This is a genomic window from Pseudomonas sp. HMSC057H01, from assembly GCF_001836405.1.
In the GTDB taxonomy this organism is placed as follows: Bacteria; Pseudomonadota; Gammaproteobacteria; order Pseudomonadales; family Pseudomonadaceae; genus Pseudomonas; species Pseudomonas aeruginosa.
In genome coordinates this window covers 35,300-53,192 of the sequence record NZ_KV828411.1, presented here as the reverse complement: position 1 = coordinate 53,192, position 17,893 = coordinate 35,300, and the positions used below count along the sequence as shown (strand labels likewise).

Annotated in this window: 16 protein-coding genes; 5 read left to right on the top strand and 11 right to left on the bottom strand. The window is 69.4% G+C overall.

Annotated features, from left to right (window positions below; all coding sequences use genetic code 11):
* Positions 1-137: 137 nt before the first annotated feature.
* The gene (gene lipC / locus HMPREF2581_RS05430) at positions 138-1,067 is read right to left on the bottom strand and encodes a lipase LipC (RefSeq protein ID WP_003095318.1); all 930 of its coding nucleotides are present in this window, start codon (positions 1,065-1,067) and stop codon (positions 138-140) included.
* Between the two features lie 359 nt (positions 1,068-1,426).
* Between lipC and HMPREF2581_RS05425 the strand changes: the two genes are divergently transcribed.
* The 4 genes from HMPREF2581_RS05425 (at position 1,427) to HMPREF2581_RS05410 (ending at position 5,992) form a co-directional block, all read left to right on the top strand.
* Positions 1,427-3,472 carry an NADPH-dependent 2,4-dienoyl-CoA reductase gene (locus HMPREF2581_RS05425; protein WP_004365411.1) on the top strand — a complete coding sequence of 682 codons (2,046 nt, stop codon included), beginning with the start codon at positions 1,427-1,429 and terminating at the stop codon, positions 3,470-3,472.
* A 208-nt stretch (positions 3,473-3,680) separates the two neighbouring features.
* Positions 3,681-4,130 carry a DMT family transporter gene (locus HMPREF2581_RS05420; protein ID WP_003107883.1) on the top strand — a complete coding sequence of 150 codons (450 nt, stop codon included), beginning with the start codon at positions 3,681-3,683 and terminating at the stop codon, positions 4,128-4,130.
* Positions 4,131-4,286: 156 nt separating this feature from the next.
* Positions 4,287-5,522, top strand: coding sequence for a DUF1835 domain-containing protein (locus HMPREF2581_RS05415; RefSeq protein ID WP_004365412.1), 1,236 nt, complete (start codon positions 4,287-4,289; stop codon positions 5,520-5,522).
* On the top strand, positions 5,498-5,992 hold the full coding sequence (locus HMPREF2581_RS05410; RefSeq protein ID WP_003135287.1) for a YkgJ family cysteine cluster protein: 495 nt from the start codon (positions 5,498-5,500) through the stop codon (positions 5,990-5,992). The genes HMPREF2581_RS05415 and HMPREF2581_RS05410 overlap by 25 nt, the downstream gene beginning before the upstream one ends.
* Before the next feature lie 2 nt (positions 5,993-5,994).
* Here the strand turns inward: HMPREF2581_RS05410 and HMPREF2581_RS05405 are convergent, their stop codons facing one another.
* Genes HMPREF2581_RS05405 through HMPREF2581_RS05395 form a run of 3 tightly spaced genes read right to left on the bottom strand, consistent with a single transcriptional unit; the run spans position 5,995 to position 8,761 of the window.
* A complete protein-coding gene (locus tag HMPREF2581_RS05405) occupies positions 5,995-7,431 on the bottom strand; it encodes an ArnT family glycosyltransferase (RefSeq protein ID WP_004365413.1) in 1,437 nt (478 codons plus the stop codon).
* Complete coding sequence (locus HMPREF2581_RS05400) at positions 7,428-8,402, bottom strand: glycosyltransferase family 2 protein (protein ID WP_003107470.1); 975 nt, start codon at positions 8,400-8,402, stop codon at positions 7,428-7,430. Before HMPREF2581_RS05400 ends, HMPREF2581_RS05405 begins: the two co-directional genes overlap by 4 nt.
* On the bottom strand, positions 8,399-8,761 hold the full coding sequence (locus HMPREF2581_RS05395) for a GtrA family protein (RefSeq protein ID WP_004365414.1): 363 nt from the start codon (positions 8,759-8,761) through the stop codon (positions 8,399-8,401). Before HMPREF2581_RS05395 ends, HMPREF2581_RS05400 begins: the two co-directional genes overlap by 4 nt.
* A 236-nt stretch (positions 8,762-8,997) precedes the next feature.
* Here HMPREF2581_RS05395 and HMPREF2581_RS05390 point away from each other — a divergent pair, with 236 nt between their 5' ends.
* Positions 8,998-10,359 carry an MATE family efflux transporter gene (locus HMPREF2581_RS05390; protein WP_003111808.1) on the top strand — a complete coding sequence of 454 codons (1,362 nt, stop codon included), beginning with the start codon at positions 8,998-9,000 and terminating at the stop codon, positions 10,357-10,359.
* On the opposite strand, the gene HMPREF2581_RS05385 is transcribed toward HMPREF2581_RS05390, so the two are convergent.
* The 7 genes from HMPREF2581_RS05385 to HMPREF2581_RS05355 form a co-directional block, all read right to left on the bottom strand.
* Positions 10,335-10,703: an SLOG family protein gene (locus HMPREF2581_RS05385; RefSeq protein WP_011666773.1), complete on the bottom strand. Its 369-nt coding sequence runs from the start codon at positions 10,701-10,703 to the stop codon at positions 10,335-10,337. The genes HMPREF2581_RS05390 and HMPREF2581_RS05385 overlap by 25 nt on opposite strands.
* Positions 10,691-12,358 carry a Na/Pi cotransporter family protein gene (locus tag HMPREF2581_RS05380; protein ID WP_003135295.1) on the bottom strand — a complete coding sequence of 556 codons (1,668 nt, stop codon included), beginning with the start codon at positions 12,356-12,358 and terminating at the stop codon, positions 10,691-10,693. The genes HMPREF2581_RS05385 and HMPREF2581_RS05380 overlap by 13 nt, the downstream gene beginning before the upstream one ends.
* A gap of 42 nt (positions 12,359-12,400) precedes the next feature.
* The gene (locus tag HMPREF2581_RS05375) at positions 12,401-12,610 is read right to left on the bottom strand and encodes a hypothetical protein (protein WP_003121106.1); all 210 of its coding nucleotides are present in this window, start codon (positions 12,608-12,610) and stop codon (positions 12,401-12,403) included.
* Between the two features lie 50 nt (positions 12,611-12,660).
* A complete protein-coding gene (locus HMPREF2581_RS05370; RefSeq protein WP_003135296.1) occupies positions 12,661-13,437 on the bottom strand; it encodes a hypothetical protein in 777 nt (258 codons plus the stop codon).
* Between the two features lie 97 nt (positions 13,438-13,534).
* A complete protein-coding gene (gene mgtA / locus HMPREF2581_RS05365; RefSeq protein ID WP_004365415.1) occupies positions 13,535-16,246 on the bottom strand; it encodes a magnesium-translocating P-type ATPase in 2,712 nt (903 codons plus the stop codon).
* A 226-nt stretch (positions 16,247-16,472) separates the two neighbouring features.
* Positions 16,473-16,691 carry a hypothetical protein gene (locus HMPREF2581_RS05360; protein ID WP_004365416.1) on the bottom strand — a complete coding sequence of 73 codons (219 nt, stop codon included), beginning with the start codon at positions 16,689-16,691 and terminating at the stop codon, positions 16,473-16,475.
* A gap of 329 nt (positions 16,692-17,020) precedes the next feature.
* Entirely contained in the window at positions 17,021-17,860 is an 840-nt protein-coding gene (locus tag HMPREF2581_RS05355; protein ID WP_003110506.1) for an arylamine N-acetyltransferase family protein, read from the bottom strand.
* Between the last annotated feature and the right edge of the window lie 33 nt (positions 17,861-17,893).

Sequence of the window (17,893 nt, the reverse complement as noted above, 5' to 3'; positions counted from 1 at the left end):
ACCTTGTCCAGCAAGGTGCGCGGAATCGGGACAGGTCCGAACGCCGCGAGGCGCGCGAACAGGAGGTGATATCCAGGTGCCATTAGACCAAAGACTAATGCCGGGTCGCCTAGGGCTGCGGCGACCCGGCGAGCGGATCAGAGTCCGACGTTCCTGAGGCGATTGGCATGCTGCCGATAGACCTGGGTCGGGTCGCTCTCGAACAGGCTGACCAGGCCGAGCAACTGGTTGACTTCGTCCAGATGGTCCATCCGGTAGTTGTCCTTCACCACGCTGCCCAGGTGGCTGGAGCATTGGCCGACCAGACCGTCGTTGGCCTCGCCGAACAGCAGCCCGGTCACCGCCAGGCCGGCGGAGCTCGGGTCGAGCGCATTGGTCAGGGAGCCGGTGCCGCTCATCGAGTAGTAGCGCACCCCGGCTACCGTCTCCGCGCCCTGGCCACAGGCGCTGGCCGGGATCGCCTGCGGGAAGCGCTGGTTGAACCGCGCGGTGCCGGGAGTGTTGAGACTGTTCAGGGCAGCCAGCGCGTCGCCCTTGACCCACTCGCCGCCGTCGACGATGTCGACCACCGAGAACAGCGCCTCCACCGCCGAGGCGATCACCTCGGTGCCGATCGGCCCGAGGAACTCGCTGAAGCCGGTCACCGCGTCGGCTACCGGCGTGCCCTTGTGCGGCGTGCCCATGGTGGTGACCGAGGCCACCAGTTGCGGCGCCACCCCGGCGACGTAGCGCACGGTCATGCCGCCCTGGCTGTGGCCGATCAGGTTGACTTTCTCCGCGCCGGTCAGGGCCAGGACTTCCTCCACCTGCGCCAGTAGCTGTTCGCCGCGCACCTCGTTGCTGTTCACCGGCGACTGCGAGGTGGCGAAGACCTTCGCGCCGTCCTTCTCCAGGGCCGGCACGATAGCGTGCCAGTAGTCCACCGGGCCGACGCTCTTGAAGCCGAACAGACCGTGGGACAGCACGATGGGATAGCGCGTGCGGGTGTAGTCGGTCGCAGCGTGCACGGGAAGGCTGGCGGCCAGCGCTACCAGCGCCGCCGCGAGGAACGTCTTGTTCTTGTTCATCGTCGAGACTCCGTTCGGATTGGACAGGCAGTTGGCAAGGCACGTGCTGAGCGGGCCGGAACCCCAGCCTGACAGCGCCGCCAAAGGCGTCGAGCCGTGCTTAAGTTGGGCTCCCGGCGCACGCCATTACCCCGGGTAACAGCGCCGCCGTTCCCATTCCGCCCGCCGCGCCGCAAGTGCTGTCGGAGAGCTTTCGACGCCTGTCACCCGGGGCCACAGCGGTGCAGCGCAGCGAGCACCTATCCGATCAGCCAGTCCGCCGGCTTGACCGAAATGCCTGGCGGTTCCGGCAAGCGGGCCGCATTCGGCGGCGGCGCAACTTCCTATGGTGAAGCGTCCCTGGCTACCGGAACCGCGCCATGCGCAACCCCTACCCGCCGCTCGCCGCCGCTCCCTATCCGCACCTGCTGGCCCCGCTGGACCTGGGCTTCACCCGTCTGCGCAACCGCGTGGTGATGGGTTCGATGCACACCGGGCTGGAGGATCGTCTGTGGGACTTCGGCAAGCTCGCTGCCTACTACCGCGAGCGCGCCCGGGGCGGCGCCGGGCTGATCGTCACCGGCGGCTTCGCGCCCTGCCGCGAAGGTTGGCTGCTGCCCTTCGGCAGCAGCCTCACCAGCGCCCTGGAGGTGCCCGCCCATCGTCGCCTGACCCAGGCGGTGCATGCCGAGGGCGGCAAGATCCTGCTGCAGATCCTCCACGCCGGGCGCTATGGCTACCACCCGATGGCGGTGTCCGCCTCGCCGTTGAAGTCGCCGATCAGTTGGTTCACCCCGCGCGAACTCTCCGAGCGTGGCATCCGCAAGACCATCCGCGCCTTCGTCCGTTGCGCGCGGCTGGCCAAGGCCGCCGCCTACGACGGCGTGGAAGTGATGGGCAGCGAAGGCTACCTGCTCAACCAGTTCCTCTGCCCGCGCACCAACCGCCGCGACGACCAGTGGGGCGGCCCGCTGGAAAACCGCATGCGCCTGGCGCTGGAGATCGTCCGCGGCATCCGGCGGATCGTCGGCGAACGCTTCATCCTCTGCTATCGCCTGTCGCTGCTCGACCTGGTCGAGGGCGGCAATACCTGGGACGAAGTACGGCGCATCGCCCTGGCCCTGGAGGAAGCCGGCATCACCCTGCTCAACACCGGTATCGGCTGGCACGAGTCGCGCGTGCCGACCATCGTCACCTCGGTGCCGCGCGCGGCCTTCGCCGAGGTCAGCGCACGGCTGCGCCACGAACTGAAGGTGCCGGTGATCGCCAGCAACCGGATCAACACCCCGGAGGTCGCCGAATCCCTGCTCGCCGCCGGCAAGGCCGACCTGGTATCGATGGCCCGGCCGTTGCTGGCCGACCCGCAGTTCGTGGCCAAGGCCGGTGCCGGCCGGGCCGAGGAGATCAACACCTGCATCGCCTGCAACCAGGCCTGCCTCGATCATGCCTTCGCCAACCGCCGCGCCACCTGCCTGGTCAACCCGCGGGCGGCCTTCGAGACCGAGTTGCGCTACCGCAAGGCGCGCACGCAGAAGCGCATCGCGGTGATCGGCGCCGGCCCCGCCGGGCTCTCCGCCGCCTGCGTGGCCGCCGAGCGCGGGCATCGGGTCAGCCTGTTCGAGGCGAGCGGGGAAATCGGCGGGCAGTTCAACCTGGCCAAGCGGATTCCCGGCAAGGAAGAGTTCCGCGAAACCCTGCGCTACTTCCGCGTGCGCCTGGAACGCCTCGGCGTCGACCTGCGCCTCGGCCACCGGGTGCGCCAGGGCGAGCTGGACGGTCAGTTCGACGACGTGGTGGTGGCCACCGGCATCCAGCCACGCCGGCCAAGGATCGACGGCATCGGCGGACCGACCGTACTCAGCTACGTGGACGTGCTGCGCGGCGCGCCGGTGGGCGCGCGGGTCGCCATCGTCGGCGCCGGCGGCATCGGCTTCGACGTCGCCGCCTTCCTCGTCGCCGCACCCAGCGACGGCCAGCCGCGGGCGCTCGGCGAATGGCTCGCGGAATGGGGCGTGGACCTCGACAACAGCCAGCCCGGCGGCCTCCGCGAACCCGCTCCGACGCAGCCGGCGCGCCAGGTCTGGCTGCTCCAGCGCAAGCCCGGCGCCCCCGGCGCGCAGCTCGGCAAGACCAGCGGCTGGGTGCACCGCGCGCACCTCAGGCACAACGCCGTGCGCATGCTCGGCGGGGTGGAGTACCTGAAGATCGACGAACGCGGCTTGTTGATCCGCGTCGACGGCGAGGAACGCTGGCTGGAGGTGGAGAACGTGGTGATCTGCGCCGGCCAGGAGCCGCTGCGCGAGTTGCAGATCAGCCAGGCGGCGGAAAGCCTGCGCTTCCACCTGATCGGCGGGGCGCGGGTGGCGGGGGAACTGGATGCCAAGCGGGCAATTCGCGAGGGGGCCATGCTGGCGGCGCGCTTGTAGGGGGATAACGCCGTTGGCGGCATGGCGGCCGTAGGGCGAACAACCGCTCGCGATTACCCGCCGGGCGGAATCCGAGGGCGTGCGATGGGGCCTCGCGTTTTCCTCCCCCGCCCCCGCTTGGTGCATACTGTGCGACTCCCCGTACCACTCCGGCCCGTCCCTCGCCATGCGCGGGACGCGCTCGCCGTCATCGTTCCAGGAGTCTTGCATGCCCACTCCCCCCTGGTGGCTGTTCGTCCTGCCCCTGCTCGCCGGCGCCTGCCTGCCGCTGCAGGCGGGGATCAACGGCCAGTTGGCCAAGCAGGTGTCCAGCGTCCTCGCCGCGGCACTGATCTCGTTCTTCGTCGGCACCCTCGGGTTGCTCGCCCTGACCCTCTCGCAGCGCGAGTTTCCCGGCCTGGCGGCATTGCGCGGGCTGAGCTGGTGGCACTGGTGCGGCGGTTTCCTCGGCATGTTCTTCATCTTCATCGCCGCCTTCGCCGCGCCGCGCATCGGCGCGCTGATGTTCATGGTGCTGGTGCTCGCCGGCCAGTTGGGCATGGCCGTGAGCCTCGACCACTTCGGTTGGGCCGGCTTCCGCGAGGCACCGATCAGCGCGCTGAAACTGGGCGGGTTGGCACTGATCGGCGCCGGCATCTGGATGATCCGCAAGGGCTGAGTGCGTCTTGCCGCGGACGCGTCGGCCGGCCTATAGTCGGCCTCGGCGTTCTCCACGCCTCCCGTCCGCGGAAAGGGCAGCGCCCAGGCGATCCACCCCACGTATCGCGCATGCGACTCCAGGCCTGATGGCGGACAAGGCTGCAGAGGAGATCGTATGTCCTTTTCCCGCACTCTCGGCGACGGCCGGATCAATCTCGAACAGCAACGCAAGCGCGCCAAGGAGCTGTTGCGCCAGTGGCGCCGCGACCCGGCCAGCCGTACAGGGCTTCCGGGGCAGGAGCCGCGCCTGGCCGACGCCCAGTGGCAGGTGGCGCGCGAACTGGGCTTCGCCAGTTGGCCGCGACTCAAGGCGCATGTCGACGCCATCGCCTTCGCCAGCCGCCACCCCGATCTGGTCGGCGGCGATGAGGCCGCGACCCTGCACCTGCGTTGCGGCAACGACATCGCCCACGGCCTGAAGCTCGCCGGCTTTCGCAGCGACTTCCGGATGTTCGCCGACCCGCTGACCATGGGACCGGTGCCGAACCTGCCGTTGCCCGAGTTCCTCGCCCTGCGCAGCGACTACCTGAGCCGCGCCTTCGACCTCGACCCGGCCGACGCCCAGGCCCGCCAGCGCCAGGAATACGCCGGGCTCGAGCGGCTCGGCGAATACTCGCGGGTGGCGCTCTGGTGCGAGGCGGATGCCTACGACCAGTTGTTCCTGGTCCGGGTGCTGGCAGGAATGCAGACGCCGCCGGAGCATCTGGAACTGATCGAGATCGACCGCGTGCCAGGCGTCGAGCGCTTCGTCGGCATCGGCCAACTGGCGCCTGAGCTGCTCGCCTGGCTATGGACTCGGCGTCGCCCGCTGGACGCCGAAGCCCTGGCGCTGGCCCGCGCGGCCTGGGACGCCTACCGCGATCCGGCGCCACTGCGCTGGGCGCAACTGGCCGCCGCGCCAACCCCGGCGCTACCGTTGCTGGGGCCGGCGCTGCGTCGGCAACTGCATGAACTGCCGGCCCTGCGCGACGGCCTGTCGCTGAGCGAACGGCTGACCCTGGAGATCGTCCGCGACGGCGAGCGGCCGAGCGCCGGCCAGGTCTTCGCCGAGCTGACCGCACGGCGCGAGCCGCTGCCCTATCTCGGCGACCTGATGTTCCGCGTCCTGCTCCGCGCGCTGCTGGAAGAGCCCGGTGCGCTGCTGCGCACGCCGGCGCCGGAACTGCCCTGGGAACGCCAGCCGCTGGCGCTGACCGCTGCGGGCCGCGAGGTCCTGGCCGGGCGGCGCTACCGCCTCGACCTCGGCGCCCCCGAACGCTGGGTCGGCGGCGTACGCCTGCGCGCCGGCACCGCGCACTGGGCTCTGGACGAGCAGGACCGGCCGGTATGGCGGGAGGACCCACGGCACTGACGCTCATCGCCCGGACGAGCGCAACGGGCGCGCAGCCACTATCATTGCGCGCCCGTTTTCCCCGCCCCCGCCCGCCGATGAAGAAGATCCCGCTCGCCGCCGCCGACCCCGACCGCCTGGATACCTGGGTGAAATACCGCGAAGGCCTGTGCGGCGAGTGCAACGCGACCTGCTGCACGCTGCCGGTGGAAGTGCGCATCGACGACCTGATCCGCATGCGACTGGTCGACGAGTTCGAGCGCGAGGAGCCGGCCAAGCGAATCGCCAAGCGACTGGAAAAGGATGGCGTGATCGAGCACTTCAACCACAAGCGCGAGATCTTCACCCTCACCCGCATGGCCAACGGCGACTGCCTGTACCTCGACCGCAAGACCCGCCTGTGCACCATCTATGCCCGCCGCCCGGACACCTGCCGCAACCACCCGCGCATCGGCCCGCGTCCCGGCCACTGCGCCTACCGGCCGAAGTAGCCTCAGCCAGGCGGCGCCACGCCCTGGCATAGCTGGTACTGTCCCACCGGCGGCCGGCAGCGCAAGCGCTGGCGCACCTCGTCGGGCAAGGCGCCGAACGAACGCGAGCGGATCGCCAGCAGGGCGTCGCGACGCAACCAGCCGGCCAGTTCGCTGTCCTCCGCCCGTTGTGCCCGCCCGCCGCTGTAGAACACTGCCGAGTACGGCCGCTTCGGCCAGAACACCAGCGGCCGCTCGCGCCAGCCGGCGTCGCTGGCCAGCAGCGCGGCGGTGGACTTCTGCTCGGCGCGCGAGCCCAGCAGCAGGGAGCCGAGGAACAGCGCGAACAGCAACGGCGTCAGCGCCAGGCAGGCCAGCCCGCCACGCCGCAGCCAGGCGCTGCGCGCCAGCGGCGCGCGCAGCAGGTCGGCGGCGAGCAACGCCAGGGCCGGCAGGCCGGGCAGCACGTAGGTCCAGAGGACGTTGCCGGCGAAGGTGAAGAACAGGCACGGCGCCAGTCCCCAGAACAGCCAGTAGCGCCTGCGCGAGGCGACGCCATCGACCACCTCCCCGCGCTGGCGCCAGCCCAGCCAGAGCAGCAGCGGCAACCAGAGGCTCCAGGGAAACGCGGCGGCCAGCAGGAACAGCCAGACGCTGCCGTAGGGATAGGCGTGGGCATTGCCGTAGCGGTCGCCGTCCCAGCCGGCGGTGACGAAGCGCTGCCAATGCTCGCCGAGCAGGAAGTACTCGAGGAAGCCCGGCGTCTTCAACTCCGCCAGCAGGTACCAGGGCGCCGCCACCAGGAGCATCAGCAGGCTTCCGCGGATCCATGGCAGGCCCCGCCAGAGCGCGCGCCAGCGCCACTCCAGCAAGGCCCACAGGCCGATCGGCAGTCCGGCGAGGATCAGCGTCAGCGGCCCTTTCGCCAGCAGCCCGAGGCCGAGGCCGAGGAACATCAGCCAGCCCTCGCGGCGCCGGATTCCCTCCGCGCCATGCAGGCCCAGCCAGAAGCCGCGCATGGTCAGGACCAGGGCCAGGGCCAGGGCCATGTCGGTCATCACCGCCCCGGAGGCGACGAAGAACAGCGCCGAACTGCCCAGCAGGACGCAGGCGATCCGCGCCTGCCGACGATCTTCGCGAGCCTGCCAGTCCCATACCAGCCACAGCACCAGCACGCCCAGCAACCAGTGCGGCAGGCGGCTGGCGAACTCGTTGGCGCCGAGCAGAAGCTGGCCGCCGGCGCTGAGCCAGAAGGCCAGCGGCGGCTTGCCCCAGAACGGCACGCCGACGTCGTACCAGGGCGTGATCCAGTCGCCCAGTTCGGCCATCTTCCGCGCCACCTCGCCATAGCGGGCCTCAGTGGTGTCCATCAGCGGATAGCTGCCCAGGCTCAGCAGGCGGATGGCGAAGGCCAGGGCGAGCAGGAACCAGGCCAGCGGCCAGCCGCGCAGCGCCCTCACGGATTGGCCCCGCCGACCTGCGCCGGCAGGTAGCGGTCGATCAGGTAGAGCGGGCGGCGCCGCGCTTCCATGGTCATCCGCCCGAGGTATTCGCTACACACGCCGATGGCCAGCAGTTGCAGGCCGCCGATCAGGAACAGCGCGGCGATCACCGGCCAGTGTTCGTGGATCTCCTGCTGGCCGAAGATCCCGGCGAGCAGGGTCGCCAGGGCCGCCAGCAGGCTGAGCAGGCCGAGGTAGCCGGCGACCTTCAGCGGCGCGGTGGAAAACCCGGTGATGCCTTCCAGGGCGAAGTTCCACAGCCGCCAGTAGCGCCACTTGCTGTGGCCGGCGACGCGGGCGGCGCGGCTATAGGCGATATCGACCTGGCGGAAACCGACCCAGGCGAACAGTCCCTTCATGAAGCGATTGCCTTCCGGCAGCTCGCAAAGGGCATCGACCACCCGCCGGTCGAGCAGGCGGAAATCGCCGACGTCGCGCGGGATCGGCACCTCGCTGAGGCGGTTGATCAGCCGGTAGAAGGCGCTCGCCGAGGCGCGCTTCAGCCAGCTTTCACCGGCCCGGCTACGGCGGCGCATGTTGACCATTTCGGCGCCGCCGATCCAGGCGTCGAGCATCTGCGGGATCAGTTCCGGGGGATCCTGCAGGTCGGCATCGATGACGATCACCGCGGCGCCGCGCGACAGCTTGAGCCCGGCGCTCATCGCCTGTTCCTTGCCGAAGTTGCGGGTGAAGCGGGCCACGCCCACCCGGCGGTCGGCGGCCTGTAGCTGGGCGAGGATCGTCGCGCTGCGGTCGGTGCTGCCGTCGTCGACATAGAGCACCTCGCAATCGTCGCCAAGGTCGCCGAGCACGGCGCCGAGGCGCTGGTGGAAGGCTGGCAGCACCGCCTCCTCGTTGAACACCGGCACTACCACGCTGAGCAGGCAGGGGGCCTCGAGCTTCGACGCCAGGGAAGGTTCGATCATCATGAGAAGGTCCAGAGTCGATGAAGGTGATAGGTCGCCAACAGCAGTGCGCCGGTCGCGGCGAGCTGGGCCAGGCGGTAGTCGAGTCCGGCGAGGTCGCCGAGCAGCAACACCAGGACGGCGTTGCCGAGTACGCAAAGCAGGCTGACGGCGAAGAAGCGCGGCAGCGAACGGAACACCGGGCCACGGTGGCGGAAAGTCTTCCGGCGATGCCCCAGGTAGGCAGCCAGAGCCCCGCAGCCTGCTCCCGCCGCGGCGGCCACGGCGGCGCCGACGGCGAAGCCCTCGACCAGGAGGGTCAGCACCAGGTAATGAACGGCGGTGGCACCGGCGCCGACCGAGACGAAACGCCCCAGGAGCATGCATGGCTTCCTCTGGAAACAACCGACGCCGGCATTCTAGGAAGGTGCGCAAAGCCCCGCGGTTAGCGCTGCGCAAGCTTCCTGACAGGTTTTCGCAGGGTTCCCCGCGGCAGGCCTGGAAGCCGCGTCGGACAAGGAATACACGGCAGGCAGAGGTCTGTTACCGGATATGAAAAACGGGTTTTCCGCAGGCCTCGCCGCCGTCGCTATACTGCCCGGCCGATCCGGAGGACCCCATGAGCCTGTTGCGCGATGCCTGGCGCCACGCCCCGACCCACCACAGGGTCTGGGCGCTGGCCGGGCCGATGATTCTGTCGAACGTTTCCGTTCCCCTGGTGCACCTGGTGGACAGCACGGTGGTCGGCCACCTGCCGCACGCCTACCAGCTCGGCGCGGTAGCCGTGGGCGGCAGCCTCTACACCCTGATGGTCGGCGTGCTCGGCTTCCTGCGCATGGGCACCACCGGCTTCGCCGCCCAGGCCGCCGGCCGCGATGATGGCGGCGCGCTGCGCCTGATCCTCGCCCAGGGCCTGGGCATGGCGCTGCTCCTGGCCCTGCTGCTCGGCGCGCTGGCCCTGCCCCTGAGCGGCTGGGCCCTGCAACTGATGCAACCGTCGGCGGAACTGACCGGCGAGGCCCGCGCCTTCTTCCATACCCGCCTGCTCGGCCTGCCGGCGGCCCTGGCCAGCTACGCACTGGTCGGCTGGTTCCTCGGCACGCAGAACGCACGGGCGCCATTGGCGATCCTGTTGACCACCAACCTGAGCAACATCGCCCTGGTGCTCTGGTTCGTCCACGGCCTCGACTGGGGCGTGCAAGGCGCGGCCCGCGCCTCGGTGCTGGCGGAATGGAGCGGCGCCCTGCTCGGCCTGGCCCTGACCCGACGCGACCTGGCCCGGCGCCCCGGGCGGGCGCAGTGGCAACGCCTGCGCCACTGGCTGTCCTGGCTGCCGCTGCTGATGGTCAACCGGGATATCTTCATCCGCAGCCTGGCCCTGCAACTGGTGTTCTTCCTGCTCACCGTACAGGGCACCCGCCTCGGCGACGCCACGGTAGCCGCCAACGCCCTGCTGCTCAACGGCCTGCTCCTGACGTCCTACGCCCTCGACGGTCTCGCCCACGCGGTGGAGGCGCTCTGCGGCCACGCCATCGGCGCCCGCGACCGAACTGCCCTGCGCCGCGCGCTGGTGGTGGCCGGTGGTTGGTCGCTGCTGGCAAGCCTGGCGTTCGCCGCGCTGTTCGCTCTGTTCGGCCACCTGTTCATCGACCTGCAGAGCGACATCGCCGGCGTCCGCGAAGTCGCCTACGCCTATCTGCCGTACCTGGCCTGCCTGCCGCTGCTGGGGATGTGGAGCTATCTGCTCGACGGCCTGTTCATCGGCGCCACCCGCGCCCGCGAGATGCGTAACGCGATGCTCGTCGCGGTGGCCGCCAGCCTGCCCCTCGGCTGGCTGTTGCAGGGGCTGGGCAACCACGGGCTATGGCTGGCGTTCCTCGCCTTCATGCTGCTGCGCGGGCTGGTCCTGGCCGCCTACGGCTGGCGCCTGACCCGCCGCGATGGCTGGTTCGCCGCTCAGGGCGCCGACAGCGGGCGATAGGCGAGCATCAGCGGGACGTCGGCAGCGTGCGCGACCTGTATCAGTTCGCTGGCCAGGCGCCCACCGGGAAACACCAGCAGCAGGTCCGGCGCGGCATCGCCGAGGACGGCCTCGCCATACTCGCGCAGGGCGTTGTCGCTGCCACTGCGCTCCGGATAATCGTAGGCGCGCGAATCCGCGCCACGCTCGCGGCACCAGCGCTCGGCCTCGTCCGGCAGGCCGCTGCCGGCATGCAGCAGGTGGCCGAGCAGCGCCACCGGTTGCAGGCCGTGGCACTGGTCGAGCGCCAGGCACAGGCGTTCGGCGTCCTTGAAATGGCGTCCGGCGCAGATCAGGAGGCGCATGCCGATCCCTCCCCTTGCCCTGGCTCGTCCGGCCGCTTCGCCATCGGATCGATGCCGCTGCGTTCGAGCAGCGGATAGGCCAGGGCGGTGACATGATGGTGGATGCGTCGGTAGTCGCGGAGAATGCGCTGGAACACGTCACCGGACTCCACCCAGGCACCGCGATCGTCGCGCAGGCGACGGAAGCGCTCGCGACTGGCATCGGCCTCCAGTCGCTGCAGCAACTTCTTGCGCGCCACCAGGCGCAGCGCGGCGTCCAGGTCTTCGCGAAGGAACGCGCTGATCGCCAGGTGCAGGCTCTCCTCGATCGCCGCCTGCAACGGCAACATGCGGCCCAGCTCGAACTCGCTGCCGGCGCGGCTGCGCCCGGCCCAGCGCATCGCCAGGGGCAGCAGGCTGTTGGCGACGAGATCGCCGATGTGCTCGATGTTGATGGCGAACAGGAGGATTTCCTGGGCACGATCGGCGTCGCTGTCGCCGAGGCCGTCCTGGCCGAGGTCTGCCAGGTAGGCGCGGATCGCCGCACTCAACTGGTCGAGGGCCTGGTCCTGGCGACGGATTTCCGCCACCACCTTCGCCTCCGGTCGCTGCAACAGGCCGCTGGTGGCGCGCAGCATCAGACTGGCCATGTCGGCCAGCCGCAGGACTTCGCGAGTAGCGTTGGCCAGGCCGATGTTGGCCACCTCCAGCCCGGCTTCGTCGAGGTAGCGCGGCATGCCCGGGTCGTCGGACTGCGCCTCTTCCGGCAACAGGCGCGCGAGCAGCGCCGCAAGCGGTCCGGTGAAGCCGATCGCCAGCAGTGCCAGGGCCAGGTTGAAAGCACTGTGGAACCAGACCGCCGCCGCACCGCCGAGTGCGTTGGCCGGTTGCGCCAGCGCCGTCAGCCAGGGCAGCACCAGCAGGCAACCGAGCAGGCGCACCAGCAGGTTGCCCAACGGCAGGCGCCGCGCCACCCGGCTACCGGCCACCCCCAGCGCCGGCAAGGCGCCGCCGAGGTTGGCACCGAGCACCAGGGCCAGGGCGATGGGCAGCGAGACCAGTCCGGCCTGGGCCAGGGACGCCACCAGCAGTACCACCGCGACACTGGAATGGCAGGCCCAGGTCAGCAGCGCGGCGAGCAGCAGGGCGATCAGCGGATCGCCTTCGAGGCCGTGGATCACCGCGACAAAGGCTGGCGAGGCCTCGATCTGCTGCAGGGAATGGCCGAGCAACGCCAGCGCCAGAAGCATCAGGCCGAGTCCGATCAGGCACTGGCCAAGGCTCTCCAGGCGCGGACCGTCGCCCAGGCGGAACAGCAGCAGGCCGGACAGCAGGGCCAGCGGCGCCAGCAACGAGGTGTCGAAGCTGAGCAGTTGCACCACCAGAGTGGTGCCGACGTTGGCGCCGAGCATCACTGCCAGCGCCGGCGCCAGGCCCAGGGTGCCACTGGCGGTGAAGGACGCTGCCATCAGACTGGTGGCGGTGCTGCTCTGCAGCAGGCCGGTGATGCCGAGCCCGGCGAGCAGGGCCAGCCAGCGGTTGCCCAGGTGGCGGCCGAGCCAGTTGCGCAGCGCAGTGCCGAAACCGCGCAGCACGCCGCTGGAGACCATGTGCGTGCCCCACAACAGAAGGGCCACGGCACCGGCCAGGTTGATCAGGAGGATGGTTCCCAGCATGGCGGAACTCCCGGTTCGGAATGGATCGTGAAGGGAACGGGCTCATTGACCCATGGCCAGCCTGAGCGAGGCACGGTTGAGCGCGCTCGAGCAGTCCAGCAGGTATTTCACTTCGACCTGGCTCAGGCGGCCGCTGGCGTATGCGCGCACGCTGATCACCATCAGCAGGTGCGCGGCCTTCGCCAGCAGCCGTGCTGCCAGGCCACAGAGCGCGCGGCGAGACGCGCCCAGGCATTTGCGTACGACGTTCATGGCTGTTTCCTCGGTGGAGGAGCGTGCCGCAGCGCGGCACGCCCTTGGGCTCAGAAACGCAAGGTCGCTCCCGAGACCAGCCATCGCTCGCGCTCGCCGCGCAGGTGGCCGCCGACCAGCAGGTCGAGGTCCAGCCGTTCGCCCAGGTGCAGCCGCGGTCCGGCCTGCCAGCCGCTGTCGCCGGCCGACTCGCCGAAGCGTTCGGCGATCAGGGTCAACGGCTGGCCGACGCGGTATTCCATGCCCATGCCCCAGTTCCAGCGATGCCGGCGCTCGCCCTCGGCGTAAGCATGCCCCAGGCCGACCCCGGCGTTCAGGCGCAGGGCCTCGAACGGCTGGTAGCTCAGCGGCAGGTTGAAGCCGGCGCCTTCGAAAGCGTGCCGGCGGTCCAGGTAGAGATCCGCCGAGAGCGCCAGGGCCAACGCCAGGCCGAGGTCGTCGCGGGCCAGCAGCGGTGTCTTCAGCTCGGGGCTGAGGCGGCTGTGCCGATCGCCTGCGTCGCCCTCGCGCACCAGCGCCGCGCCGAGTTGCACCGATGGTAGGGCGGAGAAGGTGCAGGCGGGCGACAGCACCGACTGGTAGCGGTTGCCGTGGTGGCGTTCGCGCTGGTGCCAGGCGTCCAGATTGCATTCGCCGACGGGATCGATCTCGCCGTCGTCGACCCGGTAGGCGCCGCCCGCGGCGCGAGCCTCGGACAGCAGCGCCAGCAGCAGGACGCAGGCGAGCGCGGCGGCGACGAAGCCCAGGCGCCAGGACAGGGCGCGTCGCAGCGCGGCCGGCAGCGGTTGGAAAAGGGGCGCCCGCGGGCGCCGGTCGTGCAGGGTCATGATGCGTCTCTCCATGCGTGGGTCCGGTGTGCGTTGCGCGGCGCGGCGAGGCTTGCCGACGCGCCGGGAAAGGCCGGGACGAAGCCCGGCCGATCACTCAGAACCACTGGCCGAAGCGGCGGATGTAGAGGGTCTTCATGGTCTGCGCGGTGACGCAGTAGCAGAGCAGCGTGCCCACCAGCCAAGGGAAGTACTCCCACGGCAGCGGCTGCAGGCCGACCATCGCCCCCAGCGGCGAGAACGGCACGTAGATGCCCAGCGCCATCACCAGCCCGGTCATCAGCATCACCGGCAGCGCCGCGGTGCTCTGGATGAAGGGAATCTTCTGGGTACGCAGCATGTGCACCACCAGGGTCTGCGAGAGCAGGCCCTCGATGAACCAGCCGGACTGGAACAGCGACTGCATTTCCGGGCTGTTGGCGGCGAACACGAACCACATCAGCGCGTAGGTGGTGATGTCGAAGATCGACGAGGTCGGGCCGATCCAGACCATGAAGCGGCCGATGTTCTTCGAGTCCCACTTGCGCGGCTTGGCGAGGAACTCCTTGTCCATCTTGTCCCACGGCAGCGACAGCTGGGAGATGTCGTACATCAGGTTCTGCAGCAGCAGGTGGATCGCCAGCATCGGCAGGAAGGGGATGAAGGCGCTGGCCACCAGTACCGAGAACACGTTGCCGAAGTTGGAGCTGGCAGTCATGTTCAGGTACTTCATGATGTTGCCGAAGGTCTCGCGGCCCTTGATCACGCCCTCCTCCAGGACCATCAGGCTTTTTTCCAGGAGGATGATGTCGGCCGATTCCTTGGCGATGTCGGTGCCGCTGTCCACCGAGATGCCGACATCGGCATCTCGCAGCGCCGGGGCGTCGTTGATGCCGTCGCCGAGGAAGCCGACGGTGTGTCCGTTGCCCTGCAGGGCCTTGAGCACCCGCGACTTCTGCAGCGGCGTCAGCTTGGCGAACACCGTGCGCTCCTCGGCCAGGCGTTGCAGGGTGGCATCGTCCATCAGGTCGATGTCGCGACCGAGCAGCGGCTCGCCGACGTCCAGGCCGACCTCGCGGCAGATCTTCGCGCTGACCACCGGGTTGTCGCCGGTGAGCACCTTCACCGCCACGCCGTTCTCGCGCAACGCGGCGATGGCCGGGCCGGCGGTTTCCTTCGGCGGATCGAGGAAGGTCAGCAGGCCGGCGATCACCAGGTCGCGCTCGTCGCTGGCGCCGTACTGGGCCTGGGACTCCGTGCGCGAGAGGCTGCGGGTGCCGAGCAGGAGCACGCGGAAGCCGTCGCGGTTGTATTGCTCGGCCAGCGCCAGCAGGGCCCGGCGGCGTTCCTCGTCGAGCGGCAGGTCGACGCCGTCCTGGTGCACGCGGGTGGCGATCTCGAGCATTTCCTCGACCGCGCCCTTGCACACCAGCAGGTGTTCGCCGCCCTTGCCCTCGAGGATCACCGAGAGACGCCGACGGACGAAATCGAAGGGCAGTTCGTCGACCTTGTGCCAGGCATCCGGCGGCGTGATGCGCGGGTTCTGTTCGACGAAGGCGACCACCGCGCGGTCCATCAGGTTCTTCATCCCGGACTGGTGGAAGCTGTTCAGCCAGGCCATTTGCAGGACCCGGTCGCAGCGCCGGCCGGCAACGTCGACGTGATGCTCGAGGATGATCCGGTCCTGGGTCAGGGTGCCGGTCTTGTCGGTGCAGAGCACGTCCATGGCGCCGAAGTTCTGGATCGCGTTAAGACGCTTGACCACCACCTTGCGCCGCGACATCGCCACCGCGCCCTTGGCCAGGTTGGCGCTGACGATCATCGGCAGCATTTCCGGGGTCAGGCCGACCGCCACGGCGAGAGCGAACATGAACGCCTCGGTCCAGTCGCCCTTGGTGAAGCCGTTGATCAGCAACACGATCGGCACCATCACCAGCATGAAGCGGATCAGCAGCCAACTGACGCTGTTCACCCCACGGTCGAAGGCGGTCTGCGCCCGCGAACCGACGATGGAACGGGCCAGCGAACCGAAATAGGTGCGCGCACCGGTGGCGACCACCACTGCGGTGGCCGTGCCGCTGACCACGTTGGTGCCCATGAAGCAGATGTTCGGCAGTTCGAGCAGGTCCTGCTGGTCGGCGGCGATCCGCTTGGCGGACTTCTCGCGGACCGCGCCGAGGGTGTCGTATTTCTCCACCGGCAGCGCCTCGCCGGTGAGTACGGCCTGGCTGATGAACAGGTCGCGCGATTCGATCAGGCGGATGTCGGCGGGGATCATGTCGCCGGCGGACAGGCGCACGATGTCGCCGACCACCAGTTCGCCCATGGGGATTTCCCGCAGCTCCCCGCGCATCCCGCGCTCGTCGCGGCGCAGCACGGTGGCGGTGTTCCGCACCATGGCCTTGAGCGCCTCGGCGGCCTTGCCCGAGCGGTATTCCTGCCAGAAGCGCATCAGGCCGCTGACCAGGACCATGCAGAGGACGATGATGACGCCAGTGAGATCGGTTTCCTCACCGTCCTGCAGCGGCAGCCAGAAGTCGGTGAAGAAGCTGATCGCGGAGAGCGTCATCAGCACGTAGATGAAGGGGTTGTTGAACGCCTGCAGCAGTTGCACCAGGACGTGTGGCGGACGGTCGTGGGCCACTTCGTTGGGGCCGTCGGCGTGCAGCCGGGCGGCGGCCTCGGCCTGGTCGAGGCCGTCCTGGCGACCGCGGACGTTGGTGAGGGTGGTTTCCAGGCTGTTCTGCGCTTCGCGGGCGGCGCGCATGGACAGTCGGTCGTTGCGGCGCTCGGTGTCGAGCTGGGTATTGCGTTGGGTCGCTACGCTCATGACTCGGTCTCCTGTCGCGAGCTGCGCGACGGCGACACGAGTCGGTTGCCGGTCAGGTGACAGGCAAAGGCGTGCCGGGTCGCGATGTTCGCGATCGGTGGGAAGAATGTTCGGCTTGTCCGGGTGAGGCCCACTGCGCGCGGCCGCTCAGGCGGCACGCAGCAGGCCGACTTGGTGGTTCGTCCATGGCAGGCTCCTTGTGCGAAGGGTTAGGCAGGAGAAAGCGTCAGCCGCGCATCGGGCGGCGACCGCTCTCAGGGTTCTCTTCGATCTGCGTCTCCAGGCGGCGATACTCCAGGCGACCGCCGGCCGGGTCGACACGCCAGGCGAGGCTCGCAGGATGGCCGTGGCCGGGAAGGATCGCGCCGGGGGACTGCGCGGCGCGCACGCGCATCTTCGCCACGAAGGCGGATACGCCGGGGGATACCGAATTCTCGAAGTTCATGACTCACCTGTACCCGGCGTGCCGGACACGGGTGAGAAGCAGTGGGTCAGCCCAGGATGCCGCTCAACCGACCGACCCGTTGCGGGTTCCGTCGTGCGTTGGTTTGGGTCATCGCACCAGCCGGCATCTGCTGGGCCGGGCGACGACTACTGGGAATACTGTCCATGGCTCTCTTCGTAGGGGGAAAGAAAGTGCCCGGCTCTGCGGGCGGGGGTTTTATAGACCTCTTGCCAGACGAGGTCAACCGAAAAAGCCGTTTCGTTCAGGCTCCTATGGAACATCGGAAAATTCCCGCAGGAGTCCGGCGAAAAGACACCGGCCAAAAGCGCTCAGGCGGAGATCAGTCCCGCCAGCCGTCGCGCCAGCGCCGGCACTTCGGAGGCCGGGTCGAGGCGCAGGCGAAAACGGGTCTGCAGGATGTCCAGCAGTTCCTCGACGTCGCGCAGTTGGCGCTGCAGCGTCTCGCCGTTGCCGGCGCGCTGGCCGAACAGCCCGTCGGCCAGGGTCAGGCGCAGGTCGCCCTCGGTTATGGCGGCCTTCAGGCCCTGGCGGAACACGCTGTGCGGGTGGGTCGAGGTGTACCAGTTGCGCGGGATGTAATCGATCCACAACTGCGGGCGCAGGTCGAAGCGGTACAGCGGCAGCCAGCCGCTGCGACCGCGCACGGCGCTTTCGTAGAGACCGGCGTGCGGGTCGACCAGGCGCACGCAATGCACCTGTCCGGCGTCCGCCTCGTCGCCCGGCAAAGGCAGTGCTCGCGGCGGATTGGCCGAGCCGAAGCCGACATCCACCAGGAACTCGCCCTCCGCCAGGTACAGACGCAGCATCAGATGCGATTGCTGGGTCAGCGGCGCGTCCTCCGGGAGCCCCCAGCGTACCCGTGCCACCAGCAGTTCCAGCTCGTAGCCGAGGGCCAGCAGCAGGCGGGCGAACAGCGAGTTGAGTTCGAAGCAATAACCGCCGCGGCTGCCCTCGACGACCTTGGCGAAAACCTTGTCGGCGTCGATCTCGATGGGGCGGTCGAGCAGCACGTCGAGGTTCTCGAAGGCGACCCGGCGCAGATGCGCGTCGATCAGCCGGTCGAGATTCGCCAGGCTCGGCGGACCGGGATCGTCGATGCCGATATGGTGCAGGTAGGCATGGGTCTGCTCGGGCGTCAGCGGGGTCATGGCGGGCTCCGGAAAATGGCCAGCTCGATTCTA

What these genes read in the sequence shown, in the direction of transcription:
- HMPREF2581_RS05360 (WP_004365416.1), bottom strand. Translation starts at nt 16,691, where the DNA reads ATGAACTTCGAGAATTCGGTATCCCCCGGCGTATCCGCCTTCGTGGCG.
- HMPREF2581_RS05380 (WP_003135295.1), bottom strand. Translation starts at nt 12,358, where the DNA reads ATGCTGGGAACCATCCTCCTGATCAACCTGGCCGGTGCCGTGGCCCTT.
- HMPREF2581_RS05420 (WP_003107883.1), top strand. Translation starts at nt 3,681, where the DNA reads ATGCCCACTCCCCCCTGGTGGCTGTTCGTCCTGCCCCTGCTCGCCGGC.
- HMPREF2581_RS05395 (WP_004365414.1), bottom strand. Translation starts at nt 8,761, where the DNA reads ATGCTCCTGGGGCGTTTCGTCTCGGTCGGCGCCGGTGCCACCGCCGTT.
- HMPREF2581_RS05375 (WP_003121106.1), bottom strand. Translation starts at nt 12,610, where the DNA reads ATGAACGTCGTACGCAAATGCCTGGGCGCGTCTCGCCGCGCGCTCTGT.
- HMPREF2581_RS05355 (WP_003110506.1), bottom strand. Translation starts at nt 17,860, where the DNA reads ATGACCCCGCTGACGCCCGAGCAGACCCATGCCTACCTGCACCATATC.
- HMPREF2581_RS05400 (WP_003107470.1), bottom strand. Translation starts at nt 8,402, where the DNA reads ATGATGATCGAACCTTCCCTGGCGTCGAAGCTCGAGGCCCCCTGCCTG.
- mgtA (WP_004365415.1), bottom strand. Translation starts at nt 16,246, where the DNA reads ATGAGCGTAGCGACCCAACGCAATACCCAGCTCGACACCGAGCGCCGC.
- lipC (WP_003095318.1), bottom strand. Translation starts at nt 1,067, where the DNA reads ATGAACAAGAACAAGACGTTCCTCGCGGCGGCGCTGGTAGCGCTGGCC.
- HMPREF2581_RS05370 (WP_003135296.1), bottom strand. Translation starts at nt 13,437, where the DNA reads ATGACCCTGCACGACCGGCGCCCGCGGGCGCCCCTTTTCCAACCGCTG.
- HMPREF2581_RS05390 (WP_003111808.1), top strand. Translation starts at nt 8,998, where the DNA reads ATGAGCCTGTTGCGCGATGCCTGGCGCCACGCCCCGACCCACCACAGG.
- HMPREF2581_RS05415 (WP_004365412.1), top strand. Translation starts at nt 4,287, where the DNA reads ATGTCCTTTTCCCGCACTCTCGGCGACGGCCGGATCAATCTCGAACAG.
- HMPREF2581_RS05425 (WP_004365411.1), top strand. Translation starts at nt 1,427, where the DNA reads ATGCGCAACCCCTACCCGCCGCTCGCCGCCGCTCCCTATCCGCACCTG.
- HMPREF2581_RS05410 (WP_003135287.1), top strand. Translation starts at nt 5,498, where the DNA reads ATGGCGGGAGGACCCACGGCACTGACGCTCATCGCCCGGACGAGCGCA.
- HMPREF2581_RS05385 (WP_011666773.1), bottom strand. Translation starts at nt 10,703, where the DNA reads ATGCGCCTCCTGATCTGCGCCGGACGCCATTTCAAGGACGCCGAACGC.